This window comes from Streptomyces sp. T12 (genome assembly GCF_028736035.1).
Classification (GTDB): Bacteria; Actinomycetota; Actinomycetes; order Streptomycetales; family Streptomycetaceae; genus Streptomyces.
This window is the reverse complement of record NZ_CP117866.1, coordinates 9,692,318-9,715,973: the sequence shown is the minus strand read 5'-3', so window position 1 is coordinate 9,715,973 and position 23,656 is coordinate 9,692,318. Positions and strand designations below refer to the sequence as shown.

The following is a 23,656-nucleotide window of genomic DNA, read 5'->3' as shown; positions in this document are numbered from 1 at the left end:
CCTTCAGAACCCCTTCAGAATCCCTTCAGACCCGCGACCAGAACCCCTTCAGACCCGCGACCGGTACAGCCCGAACTCCACGAGCCGCACGGCGCCCCGCGACCCGGTGACCCGCACCCGCCAGCGCCGCGCCCGCACCGGAGCGGCGAGCAGCAGGATCCGGCTCGCGCCGATCGTCCCGGCCCGGGTCACCTCCGTCCAGGCGCCGTCGCGCTGCGCCTCGACGACAAAGCTCTCCACCTGCTGCCCGTACCGGATGTCCTCCGCCAGCCGGATCCGGTCCACCTCCCGCTCCCTGCCGAGGTCGACGGTGATCCGGCCCGGGGAGGCGGCGGGCCGGGCGTCGCGGGCCAGGTCCCCCGGGAGCTCGCGCTCCACGCGTTCGCGGAACTCCCTCAGCCGCGCCACGTCCGCCGCGGGCAGCAGACCGTCCGTGTCCGGTGGGATGTTGAGCAGCAGCACCGAGTTGCGGCCCACGGACCGGAAGTAGATGTCCGTCAACTGCTCGACGCTCTTGGGCTGTTGGTCGGCATGGTAGAACCAGCCGTCCCGGATGGACACGTCGCACTCGGCCGGCCACCACTGGAGGTGGTCGGCGACCGGCTGGGCTTTCACCAGGGCGTCCCTGCTGCCCGTGTCGGGGGCGTCGTAGGCGAGGGCGTAGTCCGTGCGGCCGTAGTCCTTCTCCTGCACCGGTACGACGCTCCACTCGTCGTCACGGGCCAGCCCACCCTCGTTGCCGACCCAGCGCACGTCCGGGCCGGACACGGCGATCGCGGCGTCCGGCGCGAGTGACCGGACGAGGGTGTACCAGCTGTCCCAGTCGTACTTCTCCACCTTGTCCGGCGGGATGCGCCCCTGCGCACCGTCGAACCAGACCTCGTCGATCGGGCCGTACTCGGTGAGGACCTCGTAGAGCTGGTTGAGCATATGGGCGCCGTAGTCGGTGGCCGGGAGGGTGTACGTCCGTGGCGGAGTGCGGTCGTCGCCGTCGAGGAGGGTGGGGATCGTGCGGTCGGCGCGGGCGCTGCCGTTGGCGTAGACGCCGTGGAGGTACTGGTTCTCGTCGGCGGGTGAGATGTAGACGCCGACCTTGATGCCGTGGCGCCGCATGGAGTCCGCGAAGGAACGCAGGACGTCGCCCTGGCCGTCGCGCCAACTGCTGGATGCCACCGAGTGGTCGGTGTAGCGGGACTGGTGGAGCACGAAGCCGTCGTGGTGCTTGACGGTGAGGATGGCTAGCCGGAAGCCGCCGTCGCGCAGGGCGCGGGCCCACTGGTCAGTGTCGAGGCCGGTCGGCTGGAACACGTCCGGGTCCTCGTCGCCGGTGCCCCACTCCAGGCCGGTGAAGGTGTTCACGCCGAAGTGCAGGAACGCGGTGCGCTCCAGGAGCTGCCAGGCGATCTGTCGTGCGGTGGGGCGGACTTGGGACGCCTTGCGGACGAGGTCGGCCTCGGTGTCGTCGGGGCTGACGGGGATGCGGTAGCGGGGGTCTTCCGCGGCGGCGGTGGGTGCGGCGGCTGCTCGGTGTGCCGCCAGTGCGGGTCTTGTGGCGCCGGTCGCGGCGAGGACGGCGGCGGTCGCGACGAAGACGCGTCGGGAAACGGCCATGGGACGGCTCCTCGGGTCAGGTCCTCAGCTCAGTTGCCATACGGCGGGCGTGCGCTGGTCCGGCGGGTACTGCACGAGCCGGCCGTCGTCCGTCACGCTCACCGTCATCCGGGTGATGGCGTTGACCAGTCGGTAGCCACCTGAGGTGGGCTCCAACTGCCAGCGCTGGAGGGTGTTCCGCGGATCGCACGCTTGAGGCGCCGCCTCCGCCCCGGGCTGCAGCGGCACATTGAGCGTGAGCTTCCCGCCGCGCACCTCGAGGCAGCCGTCGGCCGTCCGCACGGTGGCATAGCCGTCGGCTGTGCGCTCAACCTCGGCCTCGAAGGACCGGCCGCCCGTCCGGAAGGTGTACGACCCGTCCGCCACCGGCACCCGGGCCGGATCCCGCCACCCCGGCGCGTGCCCGACAGCCGTGCCGCGTGCGGTGAACTCGGCGTACGTGGCGTCGGGGTGTGGATCGCCCCAGGTCGCCTGGGCGATGTGCCGGAGCGCGGGCCACAGGGCGACGGCGACCTCGTTCTCGGTCTCGCCGCGGCCGTTGTCGGGCCAGAGGCTGATCTTCGCGCCGGTGATGCCGTCGCGGGAGGCGAGCTTCTCGCCCTCGAAGCTGCGCGGGTCCCAGCTCTGGTCGTACAGCCCCTTGGTGTCGCTGTGGAAGCCGCCGCGGACCAGGTACAGGGCGTATGCGGCATTCATCAACGGGTAGCCCTGGGCTCGGAGTTGGCTGGGTTTCGTCGCCACGTTCAGCCAGTGCTCGACCGTCGTGCCCGCGGCCACGGGCACGGTGTTGGCGCCGGTGAGCCCGTCGTTCCAGATGCGCAGTTGCCTGCCCTTGCCCGCCGCGTAGGCGTGGACGCGGTTGACGAAGTCGATGAACGCGTCCTGGGGTGTGGCGTCGGGGCCGTACCTGTCCTGCGCGTACTTCAGGATCTGCGGGTACTTGGCGAAGTCGGAGCCGAGCATGTACTCGTCGGCTCCCATGTGCCAGGACGTGGCGGTGAAGACCTGTGCGTACTCGTCGATCAGGCTCGTGTAGTAGGCGAAGGCCTCGGGCCGGGTGATGTCGAGGCGCGCGGGCTGCTTGTTGCCGTCGGAGTCGGTCAGCTGGAGATCCGGGCGGTTCTCGATCCACGGGTCCATGTGGCCCGGCGAGTTGATCTCGGGAATGATCTCGACGTGGTACTTGTCGCCGAGGGCGACCAGGCGGCGCATCTCGTCCTTGGTGTAGTAGCCCCAGGTGTTGGCCTCGGGATGGGCGTCGCTCTTCACCTTCAGTTCGAGGAGCAGCTGGTTGAGCTTGTGGTACGCCATCTCGCGGACCAGGTTCTCCAGCCAGGGCATCGAGACGTGGATGTAGCAGGCGCAGACGCCGACGCCCCGCTCCTTGTAGCGCGGTACGTCGACCGTGCGGCCGGCGGGGATGCGGTCGCCCTGGGCCAGGAGCTGGAGGAGGGTGCGGGTGCCGTAGAAGGCGCCGGTCTCGCTCGCCGCGGTCACCGACAGCCGGTTGCCCGCGCGCAGTTCGTAGCCCTCCGCGCCGAGGGAGGTCCGGGCGGGCTGGACGTCGATAACGATGTCACCGGGTCGAGCACCGCCGCGCACCACGGCAACCGTGCCGTGTCCCGCGTCGCGGAGGTCGTCGGCGAGGGTGTCGGCGACCCGCCGTTCGCTCGCGCTGTCGGCCACGAGGCGGGCGGTGCGCTCGTAGGTGTAACTGCCGGATGCCGGGGTCCAGTCGGCCAGGGCGGGCACCGTGACCGGCGTGACCGCCGCCCTCTGCTCCTCCTCCGCGACCGCCGACGCCGACGCCGAGGCCGGCACCGACGCCGCGAAGAACAGCGTCAGTGCCGCCAGGACACCGGCTGTTTTCAAGCGTCTCCTCATGAGGCACCCCCATTCATCGGATGTCTGATCATTGGGCGGGCCCCAGGGGCTGTCAATGGGCCGCGAAGAGCACTGCCCTGACTCATTGGTCGGATGATGCGCAGGTCAGCGGGGCCGCACGGAGGAGCGGTGGCGCGAAAAGTCCAAGAAGACCCTCCCGAATATCCAAGCGCCGCACATCCAAGCGCCGCACCCCCTCGACGCCGGGCGCGCCGCCGGGCAGAGTGCTCCTACATACTCGTGAGTAAGCCCTGGGGAGGGCCCGTGACCAGCTGGGTCGGCCGGACCGCCGCGGAGATCGCCGCCGCCGTACGCGAGAAGCAGGCCACACCCCGTGAGGTGGTGGCCGAGCACCTGGCCCGTATCGAGCGGCTGGACGGCCGCGTCGGCGCCTTCCGGGTGGTCCGGGCCGAGGCGGCACTGGCCGAGGCCGACGAGGTCGGCTCGCGTGCCGACCTCGCCGAACTGCCCCTGGCCGGCGTGCCGATGGCCGTCAAGGACAACCTCGCGGTGCGCGGCGAGTCCAACCGCGTCGGCTCCGCGGCGACGCCGGACACCCCGGCCGACCACGACCACGTCACCGTGGCCCGGCTGCGGGCGGCCGGCGCGGTGGTCGTCGGGCTGACGAACGTGCCGGAGCTGTGCGTCTTCGGCACCACGGAGGGCGTCCACGGCACCGCCCGCAACCCGTGGGACACCTCACGCACGGCGGGTGGTTCGTCCGGCGGCAGCGCGGCCGCCGTCGCCGCGGGCATGGCGCCGATCGCCCTCGGCAACGACGGCATGGGCTCCTTGCGCATACCGGCGGCCAACTGCGGCCTCGTCACCATCAAGCCCGGCACCGGCGTCGTCCCGGCCGGCATCAGCGACGGCGACTGGTTCGGCATGTCGGAGAACGGCCCTCTGGCCACGACGGTCGAGGACGCCCGTCTGATGCTGTCGGTCATCGCCGGCACCGATACCGACGTCGTACGCCAGGACGCGCCCGGCACGCACAAGATCGCCCTGTCCCTGCGCAGCCCGCTCACCGGGGTCGCCATCAGCAAGCCGTATACGACCGCCGCCCGGGAGGCCGCGGGGCTGCTGATCAAGGCCGGTCACCAGGTACGGCGCGCCGACCCGCCCTACCCGATGTCGCTGAGCCTCACCTCGCTCGCCCACTGGACGGCGGGCACGGCCGTCGACGCAGAGGGCCTCGACCCGCGCCGGCTCGCCCGCCGGACCCGGGTCCACGCGGCCGTCGGCCGGCGCTTCCTGCGTCAGGTCCGGGGCGGGGCGAGCCGGGAGCAGCTGCGCCGGCGCCTGGAGCCGTTCTTCGCCGAGTACGACGTGCTCCTGACCCCCGCCCTCGCCCGCCGCTCTCCCAAGTCGGAGCCCTGGCACGAGCGGGGCTGGCTGCGCAACATCATGGCCAACACCAACTACTCGCCGCTGACCCCGCCGTGGAACCTCACCGGCTGGCCCGCGATGTCCATCCCGTTCGGCACCCTGCCCTCCGGAGCGCCCTGTGCCGTACAGCTGGTGGGGCGTCCCGGAACGGAGGCGGATCTGCTGGCGCTGGCGGAGCGGATCGAGACGCTGCGGCCGTGGCGGCGGACGGCGCCGCTGGACTAGGCCCTGTCGGCGGGCCGGTGCGCCCGGGCTTCAGTCGGTGATGTACCACCCGTCCTTGATGTACTCCAGGGTGTAGCTGCCGAGGTCGCTCTCGGAGAAGGTGGCGGAGGACCTGACGGATTCGACCGGCATCTCGATCTTCTCGGGCGTTCGCACCACGACGCGCTGCGGGTCGACCGTCGCGGTCTGCAGAGCCTTCTTCTGCGCCGGCGAGATCATCTGGAACACGACAGCGTACGTCGACGTGCACGGACCGAACCCTTGGTCCTGGGCCTTCTTCGCCGCGGGCCCGGCCACCTCGCAGACCGTGTCGATGTCCTCCCGGCCCAGGGCGTGCAGGTACTCCTCGTACCGCTGGATCGCCCCCTCCTTCGTCTTGGGCGCGGGCTGCTCCCCGGACGGATCCGCCGGCGGCTTGTCAGCACCCCCGCACGGCTCGTCGGTGAAGACACCTGGCAGTTGACGCTGCGGGTACGGGCCCATCGGCCCGTTGAACCCCTTCACATGTGCCTGCGAACCCCACCACCCGGCGTACCCCCACCAGGGTTCGCGGTCGACGGGCCGGACGTTGTTCCACGTCTGCCACTCGACGCCGTCCTTCGAGGTCCGGTCGAACGCGACATCCACCCGGTGGTAGCCGTCAGTCGGGTAGGAGGCGTGTGAACCACGCGCCGAGTACACCGTCGGATGCCCGCCGCGCGGGTCGAGGTCCGACCACTTCACGCTGCACTGATCTTTGCCGTGCTTGGCGAACGTCACCGCCTCCGGCTCGCCGTCACGCAGCTGCACGGCGACGCGCTCCCAGTCACCCTCGTGCCGGTTGACCGCAGTCAGGTTGTTGTAGGCGTAGAAGAACCAGTACACGTACGCCGTGCGCGCGGGGTCGGTCTTGTGCTTGTGGTACTCCCAGTAGACCGGTGCGCCGGTGCCTTCACCCTTGCGCACCTCCGTCGGCGGGTCGAGATAGAAACCGGCGGCGACTTCGGTCGTGGGGTGTTCCTCTTCCCCGTGCCCCGGGCAGGACATGGGCTTGGACGACGGTTTCCCCAGCTCCACACGCCGGTGGCGGTAGGGCTTTTCGGTACGCAGGCCCAACAGCAGGGGGTCGACCGGGTCGGCCACCGGCTCCTCGTCGCGGCAGAATCCTTCGTGGTCGAAGCGCAGCACGGACCGCTCGATGAAACGCGTCGCGTCCATCGGCATCAGCGACTCCTTCTTGGCGAGCCGCACCAGCGGCGCGAACCGAGCGGCCGCCGCCGCGGAGGCCTGCGAGGGCTCCGCGCCCGTGTACTCCTTCGGTTTCTCCGGACCGCATGCCACCAGCGCCACGGAGGCCGATAGCGCCACGCCCACCATCGCCCGCACCCGAACCCGCACCCGGTCCCCCTTCACTCGCCCACACCAGCCGACAGCACGTCAGGACATCACGCAGAATCGGGCAGAGCGGTTCCCCACCGGCAGGTCCCAGGGCGACAGAGCCTAGGCCGTCGCCGCGAACGGCCCTTCGGCGGTGAACGCCAGCTGGGCGAAGCGTTCGCCGATGCGGCGGTGGGTGGCGGCGTCCGGGTGAAGGTCGTCGGGGAGCGGGAGTTCGGCGGCGTCGGTCTCGCCGTAGAGGTCGCGGCCGTCGAGGTAGTGCAGGTTCGGGTCGTCGGCCGCCCGCTGCTTGACGATGCGGGACAGCTCCTCCCGGATGACGCCCAACGTCAGCTTTCCGCTCGCGCGTTCCGCAGGGTCACCCATGGCGACGAACCGCAGTCGCCCTGCGCTGAGCGCGCTGAAGTCGGGGGCGCAGGGGCCGGGCGTGTCCTCATGGATGGGGCACAGGATGGGCGACACGACCAGCAGCGGTGTCGTCGGGTGCCCTTCCCTGACGGTGTCGAGGAAACCGTGGACCGCGGGGCCGAAGGCGCGCAGCCGCATCAGGTCCAGGTTGACCAGGTTGATGCCGATCTTGACGCTGATGAGGTCGGCGGGGGTGTCGCGCAGGGTGCGGGCGGTGAACGGATCGAGCAGAGCGCTCCCGGCCAGGCCCAGGTTGATCAGCTCCACGCCGCCGCGCGAGGCGGCGAGCGCGGGCCAGATGCCGGTGGGGCTCGCGGCGTCGGAGCCGTGGCTGATGGAACTGCCGTGGTGCAGCCACACCCTGCGGCCGGGGTCGCGCGCGGGCTCGACGGGGGCGTCGGTGCGCAGGGCGATCAGTTCGGTGGTCTCGTTGTGCGGCAGCCAGATCTCGACGTCCTTGTCGCCGTCGGGCAGCCCTGCGAAGCGGACGGTGCCGGCCCGGCCGGTCCGGTGCTCGGCGGTTCCGGCGGCCATGTCGACGATCACGACGTTGCCGCCGGTCACGCTGCCCTGCCCTGCGGGGCGGCCGTCGACGATCAGGTCGTACACGCCGTCCGGGCGGGGTGGCGCGCCGACGTAACTGCGTTTGGTGGGCAGCGTGTCCAGCTCGATGGCGGTGGCCCGGGTGCGGAAGGCCAGCCGTACGCCGGAGGGCTGCGACTCGGCCATGGCCAGCTGCCCGTCGGTGTTCTGGGCGCGTGCCCGGGCAGGCAGCCGGTGCGGCAGGACGCCGTGCTCGGTGTGCTCGACGTCGAGGGCGCCGCGCAGGAGGTCGGCAGTGACGGGCGTGGTGATCCGGTCGTGCTCGGTGTCCATGTCCTCAGCCTGTCGGTCAGGGAGTGGGCTCGGTGGGCCAGTTGCGCAGCAGGGCGTCGAGGGCGTCCAGGATCCGGATCCAGGTCTCCTCGGAGTCGGGAGCGCTGTGACTGAAGCCGCCCGCCGTCTCCAGGCTGGAGTAGCCGTGGAAGACGCTGCCCAGGAGCCGTACGGCATGCGTCGCGTCCGGCTCCGTCAGGTCGTAGCCGCGCAGGATCGCCCGCGTCATCTGCGCGTGCCGGACGCCCGCACTGGCGGCCGCCGTCTCGGGGTCGAGCCGCATCCGCGCGGCGGCGGCACGGCCGGGGTGCTCACGGCCGTAGTCGCGGTAGACGTTGGCGAAGGCGACCAGCGCGTCCTTGCCGGCCCGCCCGGCCACGGCGTCGGCCGCCCGGTCGGCCAGTTCCTCCAGCGCGAACAGGGCGATGCGCGTCTTGAGGTCCTGGGAGTTCTTCACGTGCGAGTACAGGCTCGCGACCTTGACGTCGAAGCGCCGGGCGAGCTCCGACACGGTCACCTGCTCGAAGCCGACCTCGTCGGCCAGCTCCGCACCCGCCCGGACCAGGCGTTCCGTGGTCAGTCCAACGCGTGCCACAACCGTCCTCCCCTTCGCCATAAGCGATTATGTATCTACCTAAAGCTTTTAGGCAAACAGGGAGGACATGGAGGCAGCCGCTGGAGACTGTCGGCTGAAGACAGTCGGCTGGAGACAGTCGGCTAAAGCGCTCGGTACATGATGTGCAGGCCCACCCGCCCATGCCTGGGATGTTCGTACGCGTCCGGGACCGTGCCGAGAATCGTGAAGCCGAGGGAGGTCCACAGGCCCACGGCCGGGTTGGTCTCGACCACGGCGTTGAAGACCATGCCCCGGTAACCGTCCGCCTTGGCCACGGCCAGGATGTGCTCGGCGAGGGCGCGGCCGATGCCGCGGCCCCCGCGGTCGGGGTCGACCACGAAGGCGGCGTTGGCGATCCGGGCGGCGGGGCCGCCGTAATTGGGGGTCACGTAGGCGGAGGCGACGACCGCTCCCCCGTCGTCCTCGACGACATAGACGCGTTTGGCCGGGTTCATCCACAAGGCCCGGGCGGCGTCCTCAGAAATGTCCGGATCCCACGCACAGGTCTCGCCGGCGGCGACGATCCGACGCCAAAAAGGCCAAATCCGCGGCCAGTCGTCGGCCGCGGCTTCTCTGATCAGCATGGGCGTGAGTCTCGCACGCCCATGCGGTCGGCGATCGCGAAGGGCTCTGCCCCCTTCGGTCGACCTCGTCAGTCGACGCTGGGCAGGATGTGGGGCTCGGCGAGGTCGTCCTCGTAGCCCGCCAGGCGAATGGGGGCGGACCGGGCCCACACGTCGAGACTGCCGATCTCCTTCGACCGGCCACCCGCGCGCTCCGTGCGTTCCTTGGGGCGCTGCTCGCGATTCGTCTTCTCAGGTGTCACCGCGCACTCCTTCTGTGTCGGATCACCCTCGGGGCGGGCCGGCCAGTCTGCGGTCCGGTACCTGACGCCCGCTCGGGTCTTACTCAAAGTCGGCTCGGACGCGGTGGCGCCGGTAACTGGTGTGCAAGGCAGGCCGTTGTGCACCGGCTTGTCCCGGGACGGACCGTGGGTGTGGGTTGGGACCCTGTAGTGCTGTCCGTCCGCTACAGACTAACCAAATGAGCGGGTACCCGCTCGATGGGGCTGCAAACAAGGTGTAACTATCTGGAGTCAAACGGCATTTACCAGCCCCGTCATTAACCTGTTTGTTACGAAATGCACCGTTGAAAAGTCACCCGTTCGGCTCAACATCATCTTCATGCCCGACGCGGGACGGGAGCACGCCGCGCAGTTCAAGTCCCGTTGGCCGATTCGCAAGGCGGCCATGATCTGCTGCAGTACGGCAACGGCTTGTCCGGCGGGAGGACTGACGCATGGAGCTGCGCAGTGTCGAAGAGCTGATGGATCTGCTGTACACCTGCCGGGGCACCCGGGATGCCCCGGGCCTCGGGAGCACCCGAGTCGATCTCCACCAACACGCGCTGCGGACCGCCGCCCTGCTGCGCCGCGTGCGCCCCGCCGACAAGGAGCTCCAGGTCGCGGGGCTCGTCCATGCCATCGGCCCGCTGCTGGGCCCGGGCGACCTGACCGGCCACTGCGACTGCGCGGCGGACGCGGTGCGCCCGCTCCTCGGCGAACGGGTCTCCCGCCTCGTCCGTGACCAGTGCCGGGCCTACGACTCCGCCGACGACGACCTGGTCCGCCTGCGCCAGGCCGACGAGGAGGGCCGCAGCGCCGAGTTCGACGCCGGGGTGCTGGAGGACTGGCGCACGGTGCTGGAGCTGGTGGCGGCACGGAACTCGCGGCTCGGGGCTGTCGACTGACGATCCGTCATGAGACCGTACGGCGATGACGTCGTCGTACGGACTTCAGGGCAGAGCCGCCGTCGTCACCGGCGCCACGCGCGGCATCGGGCACGCCGTCGCCCGGCAACTGGCCGCCGCCGGGGCGCTGGTGTGCGTGACCGCGCGGGACGCGGCCGAGGTGCGGCGCACGGCCGCCGAGCTGGGCGGCGTCGGGGTCGCCGGCAGTGTGGCCGACCCGGACCATCCGCGGGCGGTGGTGGACGTCGCCCTGCGCGAGTTCGGCCGGATCGACGTCCTGGTGAACAACGCGGCCACGAACCTGCCGTACGGCCCCCTCATGGACGTCGATCCGCGGGCTTGGCGCGAGGCGTTCGCCGTGAACGTCGAGGCGCCCCTGCGGCTCGTGCAGTGCGCCTGGCGGGCCTGGATGGGCGAACACGGCGGCACGGTGGTCAACGTCTGTACGGAGGGCGCCGCCCATGTCGGCCCCAACATCGGCGCGTACGGCACCAGCAAGGCGGCCCTCGCCCACCTCACCCAGCAGCTCGCGGGCGAGCTGGCCCCGAAGGTACGGGTCAACTCCGTCTCCCCCGGGCTCGTCCGCACCGAGATGGCGCGGTTCGTCTGGGAGCCGGGTGAGGAGGAGGTGGCCGCGGGGCTGCCGCTGGGGCGGATCGGCGAGCCGGACGACATCGCCCGGGCGGTGGTGTGGCTGGCGTCGGACGCGGCGGAGTGGATCACGGGAGCCGATCTGCTGGTGGATGGGGGGACGGGGGTGCGCGGGGCGCACTCCATTGCGCCGTACGCGGTCGGCGAGCGCTTGCGGTCGCAGGGGCCCCCGAGACGAGGCGGCGCTCTACCCTGACGTCATGGAGGCTGGGCAACTGCGGCTCGTGGCACGGCTTTTGAGTACCCGTTCGATCGAAGAGCTCGTCGCGGTGGCGGAGCGGACGCCGGAGGTGCTGCGGCCGGAGTTCGACGCGGTGGTCGCAGACGTGGCGCAACGGGCCGCGGCGAACGGCGAGCCTGCCATGGCGGTCGCTCTCGAACAGGTGATGCAGGTACTGCGGGCCATGCGCGGTCTCCCCGTACCCGAAGCGGACACCCCACTCTTCGAGCTCCTCATCGGCACGCCCCTGGCCGAGCTGACCGATGCCGGAGACTGGGACAGCTGGCAGGCCCTCCTCCACAGCCGGCCCGACCTCTTCGACGCCGACCTGATCGATCATCTGACCCGCATCCGGGGCCACGTGCGGGAGCAGGACCTGTGGACGCTGGACGCCCTGACCGCGTTCCTGGCGGACTGCCGCGAAGGGGGCACGGATACGGCGGTGGCCCACTGGCGCTCCTCCGCGCGGGTGGGCGACGGCACGCAGCTGCCGATCGAATACCAGATCGTGGCGATGTCCCATCTGGCCCACCGTGTGGGCCCGCGAGACGATCTGTACGGAGCACAGGCGCTCGGCCTTCTGGGACAGCTGCTCTCGCGTCGGCAGCTCGGGGACTGGCGGGAGAACCTCGAGCGTTCCGAGCGACTCCTGCGGACAGCGGCCGACCGGGCCTCGTCGCACGGAGACCTCCGGCTCAGGGCACAGTTCCAGCAGGCGCTCGTCAATGTGCTCCTACACTTGGACCAGGAGGCGAACGCCGCTGAGGCGCTCGATCTGTGCCAGGCGGCGCTGGAAGGCTGGGAGCCGAGCGACGACCCGGAGCTGTGGGGTCTGCTCATGACCAGCCGGGCCAACTGCCTCATCACCCTCGGCCGGTCGGACGAGGCGATCGAGGGCTACGAGGCGTCGCTGACCGTCTTCACCCGGGAGGAAAGCCCGAAACGCTGGGCCATCGCCACGTTCGGGCTCTCCGGCGCCCATGTCCACCGCGGTCTGCACGGTGGAGACCGCAACGATTTCGAACGCGGCCTGACGCTGCTCAAGAAGGCCGCCGATCTGCGGACTCGGGAAGCGGACGAGGCCCGCTGGGCCATGACCGAGGACGGGCTCGGCTGGTGCTACCTCTACCGGCTCAGTCCCACCGAGCGCGCGGACGACGTGCGCCGAGCCATCGAGCACTTCCGTGCCGCGCTGGAGTTCTACGTCCCCGGGCACCCCCGGCGTCCGCACACCCAGAACGGTCTGGGCCAGGCCTATTTCGCGCGCTACGAGCAAACCGGCGACGGGACCGATCTCCTGGCGAGCAGGGCGGCCCTGACCGAAGCCCTTGAGGTCGCCGACGTCGACGAACTACGCGCTGTGCACGGCCGGCTCGCCGTGATCGCGTTTCGTCTGGCCGCCACCGACCCCACCGCCGGGGAGACCGCCCGCCGGCATCAGCTCGAGGCCCTCGCCCTGGTGTCCGCCGAGGACGACCCGAACGGCTGGGCCGACGAGGTCATGTACCTCGCCCAGTTTCTGATGGAATACGGCCCCTCCGCCGGGGAGGGATGCGAGCAGGCCATCCGCCGGCTGCAGGAAGCCCTCACGATCGCCTCCGGTACAACCAAGGCCCGCGTCCTCCTGATGCTGGGAGCGGCCTACTCCAATCGCTCGTTCGGCGACAACGACGACAACTACGCCCAGGCCATGCAGTGTTACCACGCCGGTCTCGCGGAGATCACCATGGAGAACGAGCCCGAACTGTGGTCGAACCTCCGGTACCACATGGCCGTCTCGATCGTGGCTCACGAGCCCGCCCACTCGTTCGACGAGGAGGCGCGGGAAGCTCGCTACGCGGAGGCTCTGAGTCACCTCAACGAGGCGTTGGTGAGCGGCCCGCCATCGCCGGGCGACGCCGCCGTCATCAGGTCGGTCATCGGCGAGGTCCATCTGAGATACGAGCATCGGCGCGAAGCGATCGCCCCACTGGAGCAAGCCCGCGACGAACTCCGCAAGCTCGGCCACGCCAAGGAATTCGCTTCCGTCCAGCTTCGACTGGCCCACGCGTACGGTGCCGCGGATCCCCGGTCGATCCGGGCCGCTGCGACAGCCCGGCGGCTCACTCCCCTGCCCACATCCCCGCGCGACTTCGGAGCGGCCAGTCAGTGGCTCGGTCTCGCACATCTGGAGCGCGGCGAGTACGAGCGTGCGGGGCATGCCTTCCACGATGCGGTCCAGGCGCGCACCGAGGCGCTCCGGCCGGCCTGGCTTCCGACGGACCGGGCCACGATCCGCCGCTGGTTCCGCAGCAACATCGCCGAGCGGGCCTGTCTGGCCTTCGCGAGGGCCGCCGAACGGACATCGGAGCACAAGGAACGCGCTCGTTTGCTGGCCCTCGCGGTGGAGAGCCTCGACGCGGGCAGGATGCGCGGTTTCGCCGAGTTCGATGCCGGGCACCTCGCCCAACTGGCGCGCCACGACCCGGCGCTGCACCGGGAGCTGGAGGAGGCCGTGGCCCGCGTCCAAGCCGCTGCGCGCATCGACCGTGCCTCCCTCACCGGCGCCCTCGTCGGACCGCGCGCCGTCATTCCGGACGCCGAGAGGTGGCTCGCCGACCGCGAGGAGGCGCGAGCGAGTCGAGCCCGCTACCTGGAGGTGTTGGCCAGGATCCGGACCCGTACCGGACTCGACCTGGTGGACGAGCCCCTCCTCCTCTCGGAGATCGCCGGTCTGCTCGGCCCCGAAGACGCCCTTGCCTATGTACTGTCCGACGACGGGGACTTCGGGACCCAGCGCAAGTTGATTCTGCTCGTGCTTCCCGACGCGACGGTCCGCATGCACTGGTCCCAGGGAGCGGTGGACGCGTTCTTCTTCGTCGCCACCTGGCTCCCGAACCAGAGCATCGCGCACCGTACCCGCCCAGCCCAGGGAGACAGCTTCACGGACCTGCTGCGCCGGGCGCTCGACGCGGCCCTCCCCCTGGCGGCCGAGCAGTTGAGCGGACCGTTGGGCAAAGAGCTGCGGGACGCGCGGAGCAGCCGGGTCTTCCTGGTCACCTGCGGAATCCTCGGGCACTTCCCGCTGCATGCCTGCGCAGTCGACGCCGAGGGGCAGGTAGCGCTCGGTGAGGAGTTCGACGTCTCCTATCTTCCCTCCGCTGCCGTACTGCGTGCCCTGCGCGCCCGCTCGGCGCAGGCGCGCAGCCCTCGCGTGGTCACGGTCGCCAATCCGCTGCCGAACCCGCAGCCCCTGCCGTTCGCCGCGACCCAGCAGGCCGAGATTGCGGCGGTCGCCCGGGCGGGGGGCATCGCTCTGACCGAGCTGGCGGAGCACGCGGCGACCGGAGCGGCCGTCCGGGCAGCCGTCGCGGGGGCCACGCACGTGGATTTCGCCTGCCACGGCCGACTCGACCAGGGGTATCCCCTCGACTCGGGACTCCTGCTGTCCGACGAGGAGTTGGTCCTGCGCGATCTGCTCGACACCCGGCTGCTGGACGGCGTCGCCCTCGCGACACTGACCGCGTGCCAGAGCGCGGTCGCTTCCGGGGCCTGGTTCGAGGACGAGCCGGTCACCCTGGCCACTGGTTTCCTCGCCGCCGGGGCGCGGTCCGTTCTCGGCACGCTCTGGCTCGTGGACGACCTGGCGACGGCGCTGCTCGCCGGCCGTTTCTACCGACATCACCTGGTCGACGGGCTGCCGCCCGCGACCGCGCTGGGCCGCGCCCAGCGGTGGCTGCGCCGGCTGACCGTCGCCGACATCGCGGCAGAGCTCGGCGAGGCTCCCGCGGATCCTCTGCCCCAGGAGGTACGGCCGTTCGAGCATCCCCTCTACTGGGCCCCTTACGTACTGACGTCCGGCTGACCCATGATGTCCGCGTGACCTCTTCCCACACGGTGGCCGATGTGAGCCGCCCGGGCGATCTGGTACTCGCCGACACGGCGGCCCCCGACGAGGTCCGCCTGCGCCTGAGTCCGGGCGGCCTGGCCGTGATCGGCGACCCGGCACACGGGCTCCTCACCGGAGTCGTCAGATTCGAGCGGCTGTCCACGCTGAGCGAAGAAGAGGAGACCCTCGACGGGGTGGTCGACTCTGCGGCGCTGGTGCCCGGACGCCTCGGGCTGGAGCGGGCGTTCCGCATCCTGCTCGGCCATGCCGGACTGCGCTGGCTGGTGACCGAGACCGGCGCCGTGCTGGCGAGGGAACGTCTCGTGCCGGCATCGCTCGAGCGCTTCGCGGGCTCGGCCCTGGACCGGAGCGGGCTCTTCGGCGACCCGGTGGCACCGGCCAGCGGGCTGTCGTACCGCTGCCCCGCAAAGCCGGGTGAACACGTCTTCGCCCCTGCTGAGATCGAGGCGTGGACCACCGACCTCAAGGCCCGCTGCCCTGTCGATGGCAGGCTGATGACGGCGTTCCTCCCCCTCTCCAGCGACGAGGAGTGATGTGTTCGGCGCCTTCGTCAACCGCTTCGGGAGCCTGCTGGACCGCCGGTTCCTGCTGGGCAGCTGGTTTCCTGCGCTGTGTGGGGCGCTCCTGGTGGCCGGCGCCTACGCGCCGGCCCGAGGCTGGCGCACGACTGCCGGCGACTGGGACCGTGCCGGAGGTGCCGCCCAACTGTGGCTGGGCGTCGTCGCGGTCACCGCAATCACGCTCGTGGCCTTCCTGCTCCACGTCGCCCCGGTCGTCCGGCTGTTCGAGGGGTATCCACTGCCGTCCTGGATCAAGACGCGCGGTCGGTCACGGCAGTCCGCACGCCGGGGCCGGGTCTCCGAGGCCGATTCGCTCCGCACGTATCCGCGGAACAGCGACCTGATCAGGCCGACCAGGCTGGGCAACGTACTGACGGCCGCGGAGGAGCACGCCTATCTGCGCTACCGGATCGACGCGGTGGTCTGGTGGCCGCGCTTCGCGCCTGTCCTTCCGCAGGTCTTCCGGGACCAGTTGGACGAGGCACTGCTCCCGCTGATCTCCCTGACCAGCCTGGCGCTGGCCCTGTCGGCCGGCGGTGTGGCGGGCTCCGTGCTCCTGGCGGCCGGCGGTCACTGGGCGGGGGCAGTGATCTACCTGGCCGCCACCGCGCTCCTCGCGGTCCTGGCATACGCCGGCGCCCTTGCGCAGGCGGGGCGGTACGCCGCATGCGTCCGCGCCGCGTTCGACCTCTACCGCCATGACGTCCTCGCGGCGATGCGCATCGCTCAGCCGGACGACCTGATCGCGGAGCGGCACCGCTGGGAGGAGCTCACCCAGTGGATCTACCGCGGGGAACCGCCCCGTCGGCCTCTGGAGTACACCGAGCCGCCGGAGGCGGCGTCCTGAGGGGTCAGGACCGGAACACGCTCACCACTTGCCCGGCGCGTAGTCCTTCAGGAAGACGCCGTACACGTCGTCGCCCGCCTCGCCGCGCACGACCGGGTCGTACACGCGGGCCGCACCGTCGACCAGGTCGAGCGGGGCGTGGAAGCCCTCCTCGGCGAGGCGCAGCTTGTCGAAGTGGGGGCGCTCGTCGGTGATCCAGCCGGTGTCGACCGAGGTCATGAGGATGCCGTCGGTCTGGAACATCTCCTGGGCACTGGTGCGCGTGACCATGTTCATCGCGGCCTTGGCGGCGTTGGTGTTCGGGTGGCCCGCGCCCTTGTAGCCGCGGCCGAAGACGCCTTCCATCGCCGAGACGTTCACGACGTACGCACGCCCGCTCGTCGCCTTCTTGGCGGCGTCGGCCATGGCCGGGCGGAGCTTGCTGATCAGGATGAACGGCGCGGTGTAGTTGCACAGTTGGGTCTCGAGGAGCTCCACCGGGGAGATCTGCTCGATGGTCTGCACCCAGGTGTTGGAGTCGACGACGTCGGGGACGAGGCCGCCCGCGTCGATCGCGGTGCCGTCGAGGTGCCGGGCGACGCTGGCGTTGCCCGCGACCAGGGCGAGGTCGGCGACCTTCTGTGCGTCGAGGCCGCTGGTGCCGAGGGGCAGCGCGGCGATGCCGTCGACCGCGCCGGAGTTGAAGGCGCCGATGACGTGGTGGGCGGGGAGCTCACCGGCGGGCAGCGGGGCGCTCTCGCCGTCGACCAGGGCGGCGTAGGCGGAGGGCAGACGGCGTACGGTCTGCGTCGCGTTGTTGATGAGGATGTCGAGCGGGCCCGCCTCGGCGACCTGGTCGGCCAGGGCCACGGCCTGGGCCGGGTCGCGCAGGTCGATGCCGACGACCTCCAGGCGGTGCATCCAGTCCGCCGAGTCGTCCATGGCCTTGAAGCGGCGGATGGCGTCCTTCGGGAAGCGCGTGGTGATCGTGGTGTGCGCGCCGTCGCGCAGCAGCCTGAGCGCGATGTACATGCCGATCTTGGCGCGGCCGCCGGTGAGCAGGGCGCGCTTGCCGGTGAGGTCGGCGCGGACGTCGCGCTTGGCCCGGTTCAGGGCGGCGCAGTCCGGACAGAGCTGGTGGTAGAAGTAGTCGACTTCCACGTACCGGGTCTTGCAGGTGTAGCAGGAGCGCGGGCGCTGGAGTATCCCCGCGATCTTGCCCTCCTCGGTCACCGACGACGGGAGGATGCCCTCGGTCTCGTCGTCGATGCGCTGGGCGGAGCCGGTCGCCGTGGCCTCCGTGACCGCCTTGTCGTGGGCGGTCTTGGCGGCCCGGCGCTCCTGGCGGCGGCGCTGCTTGACGGTGCGGTAGATGCCGGCGGTGGCCCGGCGCACGGCGATGGCGTCGGGGTGGTCGACCTCCAGCTTGTCGAGCTCGTCGAGCACGCTGAGGCAGACGGCCAGCCGCTCCGGGTCGATGCCGGGGCCGTGGACGACCTCGTCACCGGGCTCGTGCACGACCTCGTGCGTCGTCGCCGAGCCTTCCTCTGTCACCGTCATCGCGCTGCCGTTTCCCTGATCACCCGCGCGGCGCTCCGACCGCGTCCGCTTTCGAACGGGGAATTGTACGGAGCGCCGGGCCGGTCCTCCAAAAACCGGCGGGCGAGCCCGGGGGAAGGAGGGCTCAGGGACCGCAGGCGGTGATCAGCTCCGCCACCTCCTCGGACACCGCCCTGGCGAGGACGTCGAGGTCCGGTACGGCCTCGGCGTCGGCGACGAGTCCGTAGTGGACGCGTCCGCGGTACGTCGAGACGGCCACCGCCAGGGACTGCCCGCGAGCCAGCGGGGCGAAGGGGTAGACCTCGGTGACGGGGTGGCCGCCGAGCTTCAGGCCGATGCCGGGCAGCGGCACGCTGGTGACCAGGATGTCGAACCAGAGCCGGGCGGCCTGGCCGACCAGCGGTCCGCCGAGCCGGTGGCCGAGCGCCGGCACGTGGTCGGCGAGCAGGGCGACGGCGCCCGCGCCCCGGTTGGGGCCGGCGTCCTTGTTGCGGTCCATGGCGGTACGGACCGTGGCGAGGCGGCGCAGCGGGTCGGGGTCGTCGACCGGAAGCCGTATCAAGTAGCCGGAGAGCCGGTTGCCCTGCGGGTGCGCGGTGCGCGGCCGGCGCTTGGAGACGGGGATCAGGGCGCGGGGCGCGACGCCCTCGCTGCCGTCGCCGCGTTCGTCGAGCCAACGGCGCAGGGCGCCCGCGACGACCGCGATGAGGACGTCGTTGACGGTGCCGCCGACGGCCTTGCGGATCACGTGCACGTCGTCGATGTCGACCACGACTCCGGCGGTACGGCGGGTGCCGCTCGACTCCGCGGTCAGCGCGGACGACGAGCGCACGTCCAAGGTGGACACGGCGACGGAGGCCCCGATGTCGAGGGCCCGGCCCACGTCGGACACGGCGCCGCGCAGCAGCCCCGGCAGCTTGCGCACATCCGGGAGGAGACCGCGCCGGGGCTCCTCGGGGCGGGGCCTTCGCGCGGGCAGGTCCATCGGGTCCAGGACGGCGGCGGCGAGGGTCAGCGCCCTCAGCCCGTCGGCGAGGGCGTGGTGGAACTTGAACAGCACGGCGAAGGACACGCCGTCCTCCCCCGGCAGCACATGCGCCTCCCACGGCGGCCGGCCGCGCTCCAGCGGGCGTTCCATGAGCCGGCCCGCCACAGCCTGGAAGTCGCCGGTCGGGGCGTGCAGCCGGACGTGGTCCAGGGGGTCGAAGTCGGGAGCGGGCTCGCGGGCCGCGCCACCGAACGAGAACGGCTGGAGGAGGTCCAGCGGCTGCCAGGCGTCACGGATGCGCATCCGCAGTCCCGGCACGGCGGCGGCGCGGGCGGCGAGCAGGTCGGCCGCATGGGCGCCGGCGGTGGGCGAGTGCGCTGTGAACACGCCGAGCGCGCCCAGGTGCATGGGGTGTTCGGCGGACTCGATGTTCCAGAACGCCAGGTCGAGAGGGGCGAGCGGGTCAGAAGTCAATGGCTTGCCTCGCGTCGACGACGGGTGGATCAGAAGTCAATCGCCCTGAAGCGATTACGGTCAAGTACGATCAAGCTACGCTCAGTTAACAGCAGATTAAGTCCCGCCCCTCATGAAAGGGGCGGGACTCATGGTGCATATGAGGTCACTTCAACACAGGTTGCGGCGCCGGGCATCCCGTGGGAGTCACCCGGGAGGCGTCACGGATTGCTTCAACGCTCCCCCGCGGAGGCCCCAGTAGCGGCGAGGAGCGCCTGCGCCTGTTCGCGGGCGTGGCCGATGGGGTCCGCGAAGCTGTTCAGGCCATGGGCGACGAGCGCCCCTTCGTGGAGCAGCATGAGCGTCCGGCCCAGACGGCAGGCCGCGTCCGGGGCGATCTCCCGGGCGAGGTCGGTGAACAGGGCGAGCATCCACTGCTTTTGCCCGGTGATGATCGGGTAGGCCGGGTGGGCGGGATCGCTGATCTCGGCGTGCGCGTTGACCATGCTGCACCCCTTGGAGCTGTACTCCGCCGACCACGCGCGTGAGGCGTCGAAGACGGCTGTGACGCGCGACGCCGCCGACGTCGGCCGTGCGGCTTCGAGGTGCTGGGCCAGGAAGGCACGCCAGCGTTCGTCACGATCCGCGAGGTACTCCACGACGATCTGCTCCTTGGAACCGAAGCGGTCGTAGAGGGTCTTCTTCGTCACCCCGGCCTCGGCGGCGATCAGGTCCACCCCGACGGCATGGATGCCGCGCTCGTAGAACAGCCTCGCGGCGGCCTCCAGGACGCGCCGTGCGGCAGGCGTCATCGCGACCCGCCGCGGACTCTCGCCGGTACCCATACCTCAGCAGTATACCGATCTGTATAGTTGGGGTGGTGGTATACCGATCTGTTTAGTCGAACGTCCATGGAGTGAGGGCAAGACATGAACTTCCTGCTCTCGATCGCCTTCGTGCTCTGCTGGAGTTCCGGGTTCATCGGGGCCAAGCTCGGCGCGGGCAGTGCGGCTGCGGTCACGATCCTGATGTGGCGGTTCCTGCCGCTGGCCGTCGTGCTGGTCGTCATCGCCGTCGTGTCCAGAGCGTCGTGGCGGGGCCTCACGATGCGGGATGTGGCCCGGCAGGCCGTGATCGGCGTGCTGTCGCAGAGCGGCTATCTGCTCACCGTCTACTACGCGATCCAACTCGGGGTCTCCAGCGGCACCACCGCCCTGATCGACGGCGTCCAGCCCCTCGTCGCGGGGGCACTCGCCGGGCCGTTGTTGCGTCAGTACGTCTCGCGCAGGCAGTGGGTGGGCCTGTGCCTGGGGGTGAGCGGCGTCGCCATGGTCACCATGGCCGATGCCGCGGCCGGCACCGGTGCGGCCTGGTGGGCCTATCTCATCCCCTTCCTCGGCATGTGCTCGCTGGTGGCGGCCACGTTCTTCGAGAGCCGCTCCCGCACGCGCGTCGCGCCCGCGGTGTCGATGACCGTCCACTGCGCCACCAGTGCGGTCGTCTTCACCGCGTCGGCCGTCAGCGCCGGCGCCGCGAAGCCGCCCGCCGAGCTCTCGTTCTGGTCCGCGATCACCTGGCTCGTGGCCTTGTCGACCTTCGGCGGATACGGGTTGTACTGGCTCATCCTGAGGCGCTCCGGAGTCACCAAGGTCAACACCCTCATGTTCCTCATGGCTCCGGTCACGGCAGTGTGGGGAGCCCTCATGTTCGGCGAACCCTTCGGCCCGCAGACCGCTCTCGGCCTGGCCGTCGGCTTGGCAGCAGTCGTCATCGTCCATCGCGGTGGCACTTCATCCACCAGGATGTGCGCGCGAACGATCGAGGTCGGAAGAAGCTCTTGTTCCAGTCGTCCGTGACGAGAGCCACGAGGGCTGTCTCGAATCCGTCGGCCAACCGCTGCATTCCGGCATCCCCGCCGAAGAGAGCCCGCTACGACACCCCCTGCCCCTTCCCCAGCGCGATCACTCCGCCCTTGGACACCGTGTACAGCTCCGCGTCCCGTTCCGGGTTGACGCCGATCGTCGCGCCCGGTGGCACCTCGACGTTCTTGTCGAGTACGGCACCTCGTACCACCGCGCCCCGCCCGATGCGTACGTTGTCGTGCAGCACCGCCCCCTGCACCACGGCCCCAGGGTCGACCACCACCCCCGGCGACAGCACGGACCGCGTGACCTGACCGCGGATCAGGCACCCGGCGCTGATGATGGACTCGCTGGCCATGCCGCCCGCGTTGAAGCGGGCCGGGGAGAGCTGGCCCGAGTGGGTGTAGATGGGCCAGCTGCGGTTGTAGAGGTTGAAGGCGGGACGCTCGGCTATGAGGTCCATGTGGGCGTCGTAGTACGCGTCCAGGGTGCCGACGTCCCGCCAGTAGCCCCGGTCGCGGTTGGTCTCGCCGGGGACGTGGTTGGCGCTGAAGTCGTACAGCTGGGCCTCGCCCCGGTCGGTGAGCTGGGGCAGGATCGAACCGCCCATGTCGTGCACGGAGTTCTCGTCCTCGGCGTCCCGCTGGAGCGCCTCGACGAGGGTCTTGGTGGTGAAGAGGTAGTTGCCCATCGAGGCGAAGACGGTCTCCGGGTCGTCCGGGAGGCCGGGCGGATCGGCGGGCTTCTCCAGGAAGCGGTCCACGCTCAGACCGTCCGAGCCGGGGCTGATCACACCGAAGGACGACGATTCGCTCCGCGGTACCCGTATGCCCGCCACTGTCACGCCCGCGCCGCCCTCGATGTGCTGGGCGAGCATCTGACGCGGGTCCATGCGGTACACGTGGTCGGCGCCGAACACCGCGACGTACTCGGGACGTTCGTCATAGATCAGGTTCAGGGACTGCAGGATCGCGTCCGCGCTGCCGAGGTACCAGCGCGGACCGAGGCGCTGCTGGGCCGGGACCGGGGTGACGTAGTTGCCGAGCAGGCTGGACATACGCCAGGTCGTGGTGATGTGCCGGTCCAGCGAGTGCGACTTGTACTGCGTGAGGACGCAGATGCGCAGGATGTCGGCGTTGACGAGGTTGGAAAGGACGAAGTCGACCAGGCGATACGTTCCGCCGAAGGTGACCGCGGGTTTCGCGCGGTCCGCGGTCAGGGGCATCAGGCGCTTGCCTTCTCCGCCCGCCAGTACGATTCCGAGCACCGAAGGTCCGCCACGACGCATGGCCGCTCCCCTCACCGTGGTTGATGCCAGCCTGCCCCTGTGTAGCGCGCACTAAGCCTGTTTGAGGATCTCCCCGTAGAGCCGGACCGTCCGCCGCGCCACCGCGTCCCAGCCGAACTCCCCCACGGCGCGCTCCCGTCCGGCCTCGCCCATCCGGCGGGCGGTCTCCGGGTCGCCGACGACCGAGTCCAGCGCCCGCGCGAGGCCGGCCTCGAAGTCGTCGTCCAACGGGACGAGAAGGCCCGTCTTGCCGTCGTCGACGACCTCGGGAATGCCGCCGACCTGCGAGGCCACCACGGGAGTTCCGCAGGCCATCGCCTCCAGGTTGACGATGCCGAGGGGCTCGTACACCGAAGGGCAGACGAACACGGCGGCGTGCGTGAGGAGTTGGATCACTTCCGGGCGCGGCAGCATCTGCGGGATCCAGTGCACGCCCTCGCGGACCCGGCTGAGCTCCCGGTAGAGATCGCGGAACTCCTGGTCGATCTCGGGGGTGTCGGGCGCGCCGGCGCACAGGACGACCTGTGCGGCGGGGTCGATGTTCCGTACCGCGCGCAGCAGATGGGGCACGCCCTTCTGGCGGGTGATGCGGCCGACGAACAGCACGTACGGGCGGTCGGCGTCGAGGCCGATGCGTGCGAGGACGTCGGTGCGGTGGTCGGGCCGGTAGAGGGTGGTGTCGATGCCGTTGTGGACGATGTGGACCCTGGCCGGGTCAAGCGCCGGATAGCAGCTGAGGATGTCCTCGCGCATCGCCCCGGAGACGGCGACGACCGCGTCGGCGGCCTCGATCGCGGTGCGCTCGGCCCAGCTCGACAGGGCGTATCCGCCGCCGAGTTGCTCGGCCTTCCAGGGGCGCAGCGGCTCCAGCGAGTGGGCGGTCATCACGTGCGGGATGCCGTACAGGAGCTTGCCGAGGTGGCCGGCGAGGTTGGCGTACCAGGTGTGGGAGTGGACGAGTTCGCGGCCCTGGAGGCCGGCGGCCATGGCGAGGTCCACCGAGAAGGTGCGCAGCGCGTCGTTGGCCGTGTCGAGGGCGGACCAGGGGCGGTGGCGTTGCACGCCCACCCCTCGGCCCTCGCCCCAGCAGTGCACCTCCAGATCGACGAGATCCCTCAACTCCCGGGCGAGGAACTCGACATGGACGCCCGCGCCGCCGTACACATCCGGCGGGTACTCCCGGGTCAGTAGTCCCACACGCACCCGGAACCCCCTGTTCTCAGC

19 protein-coding genes are annotated in these 23,656 nt (G+C 70.8%); 7 read left to right on the top strand and 12 right to left on the bottom strand.

Annotated features, from left to right (window positions below):
* Positions 1–48: 48 nt before the first annotated feature.
* Complete coding sequence (locus PBV52_RS43585) at positions 49–1,611, bottom strand: alpha-L-fucosidase (protein ID WP_274246775.1); 1,563 nt, start codon at positions 1,609–1,611, stop codon at positions 49–51.
* Between the two features lie 24 nt (positions 1,612–1,635).
* The gene (locus tag PBV52_RS43580; protein WP_274246773.1) at positions 1,636–3,495 is read right to left on the bottom strand and encodes a beta-N-acetylhexosaminidase; all 1,860 of its coding nucleotides are present in this window, start codon (positions 3,493–3,495) and stop codon (positions 1,636–1,638) included.
* A gap of 264 nt (positions 3,496–3,759) precedes the next feature.
* Between PBV52_RS43580 and PBV52_RS43575 the strand changes: the two genes are divergently transcribed.
* Entirely contained in the window at positions 3,760–5,109 is a 1,350-nt protein-coding gene (locus tag PBV52_RS43575) for an amidase (RefSeq protein ID WP_274246771.1), read from the top strand.
* Between the two features lie 30 nt (positions 5,110–5,139).
* Here the strand turns inward: PBV52_RS43575 and PBV52_RS43570 are convergent, their stop codons facing one another.
* The 5 genes from PBV52_RS43570 to PBV52_RS43550 form a co-directional block, all read right to left on the bottom strand.
* Entirely contained in the window at positions 5,140–6,486 is a 1,347-nt protein-coding gene (locus PBV52_RS43570) for a hypothetical protein (protein WP_274246770.1), read from the bottom strand.
* Positions 6,487–6,588: 102 nt separating this feature from the next.
* A complete protein-coding gene (locus PBV52_RS43565) occupies positions 6,589–7,770 on the bottom strand; it encodes a GDSL-type esterase/lipase family protein (protein WP_274246768.1) in 1,182 nt (393 codons plus the stop codon).
* 16 nt (positions 7,771–7,786) lie between these two features.
* Positions 7,787–8,365: a TetR/AcrR family transcriptional regulator gene (locus PBV52_RS43560; RefSeq protein ID WP_274246766.1), complete on the bottom strand. Its 579-nt coding sequence runs from the start codon at positions 8,363–8,365 to the stop codon at positions 7,787–7,789.
* Between the two features lie 122 nt (positions 8,366–8,487).
* Positions 8,488–8,970, bottom strand: a complete 483-nt coding sequence (locus PBV52_RS43555) for a GNAT family N-acetyltransferase (protein WP_274246764.1) — start codon at positions 8,968–8,970, stop codon at positions 8,488–8,490.
* Between the two features lie 68 nt (positions 8,971–9,038).
* Entirely contained in the window at positions 9,039–9,212 is a 174-nt protein-coding gene (locus tag PBV52_RS43550; protein ID WP_274246761.1) for a hypothetical protein, read from the bottom strand.
* A 473-nt stretch (positions 9,213–9,685) separates the two neighbouring features.
* Here PBV52_RS43550 and PBV52_RS43545 point away from each other — a divergent pair, with 473 nt between their 5' ends.
* From PBV52_RS43545 to PBV52_RS43525, 5 genes are read left to right on the top strand one after another with little or no spacing between them, the layout of a single operon-like run.
* Entirely contained in the window at positions 9,686–10,135 is a 450-nt protein-coding gene (locus PBV52_RS43545) for a hypothetical protein (protein ID WP_274246759.1), read from the top strand.
* Positions 10,136–10,160: 25 nt separating this feature from the next.
* Positions 10,161–10,982, top strand: a complete 822-nt coding sequence (locus PBV52_RS43540) for an SDR family oxidoreductase (protein ID WP_274246758.1) — start codon at positions 10,161–10,163, stop codon at positions 10,980–10,982.
* A 4-nt stretch (positions 10,983–10,986) separates the two neighbouring features.
* Positions 10,987–14,850 carry a CHAT domain-containing protein gene (locus PBV52_RS43535; RefSeq protein ID WP_274246756.1) on the top strand — a complete coding sequence of 1,288 codons (3,864 nt, stop codon included), beginning with the start codon at positions 10,987–10,989 and terminating at the stop codon, positions 14,848–14,850.
* Between the two features lie 14 nt (positions 14,851–14,864).
* The gene (locus PBV52_RS43530; protein WP_274246755.1) at positions 14,865–15,428 is read left to right on the top strand and encodes a hypothetical protein; all 564 of its coding nucleotides are present in this window, start codon (positions 14,865–14,867) and stop codon (positions 15,426–15,428) included.
* Between the two features lies 1 nt (position 15,429).
* Positions 15,430–16,302 (top strand): hypothetical protein, encoded by an 873-nt coding sequence (locus PBV52_RS43525; RefSeq protein ID WP_274246754.1) that lies wholly within the window; start codon positions 15,430–15,432, stop codon positions 16,300–16,302.
* 21 nt (positions 16,303–16,323) lie between these two features.
* On the opposite strand, the gene PBV52_RS43520 is transcribed toward PBV52_RS43525, so the two are convergent.
* The 3 genes from PBV52_RS43520 to PBV52_RS43510 all read right to left on the bottom strand — a co-directional run bounded on the left by PBV52_RS43520 (position 16,324) and on the right by PBV52_RS43510 (position 20,127).
* On the bottom strand, positions 16,324–17,841 hold the full coding sequence (locus PBV52_RS43520; protein WP_274246753.1) for an SDR family NAD(P)-dependent oxidoreductase: 1,518 nt from the start codon (positions 17,839–17,841) through the stop codon (positions 16,324–16,326).
* 124 nt (positions 17,842–17,965) lie between these two features.
* Positions 17,966–19,303 carry a wax ester/triacylglycerol synthase family O-acyltransferase gene (locus PBV52_RS43515; RefSeq protein ID WP_274246752.1) on the bottom strand — a complete coding sequence of 446 codons (1,338 nt, stop codon included), beginning with the start codon at positions 19,301–19,303 and terminating at the stop codon, positions 17,966–17,968.
* A gap of 212 nt (positions 19,304–19,515) precedes the next feature.
* Entirely contained in the window at positions 19,516–20,127 is a 612-nt protein-coding gene (locus PBV52_RS43510; RefSeq protein WP_274246751.1) for a TetR/AcrR family transcriptional regulator, read from the bottom strand.
* 84 nt (positions 20,128–20,211) lie between these two features.
* Here PBV52_RS43510 and PBV52_RS43505 point away from each other — a divergent pair, with 84 nt between their 5' ends.
* Positions 20,212–21,138 (top strand): DMT family transporter, encoded by a 927-nt coding sequence (locus PBV52_RS43505; RefSeq protein WP_274246750.1) that lies wholly within the window; start codon positions 20,212–20,214, stop codon positions 21,136–21,138.
* A 73-nt stretch (positions 21,139–21,211) separates the two neighbouring features.
* Here PBV52_RS43505 and glgC read toward each other — a convergent pair whose 3' ends face one another.
* Together glgC and glgA are read right to left on the bottom strand one after the other, a co-directional pair.
* On the bottom strand, positions 21,212–22,432 hold the full coding sequence (glgC, locus tag PBV52_RS43500; RefSeq protein ID WP_274246749.1) for a glucose-1-phosphate adenylyltransferase: 1,221 nt from the start codon (positions 22,430–22,432) through the stop codon (positions 21,212–21,214).
* A 51-nt stretch (positions 22,433–22,483) separates the two neighbouring features.
* Positions 22,484–23,635: a glycogen synthase gene (gene glgA / locus PBV52_RS43495; protein ID WP_274246748.1), complete on the bottom strand. Its 1,152-nt coding sequence runs from the start codon at positions 23,633–23,635 to the stop codon at positions 22,484–22,486.
* Positions 23,636–23,656: the final 21 nt, after the last annotated feature.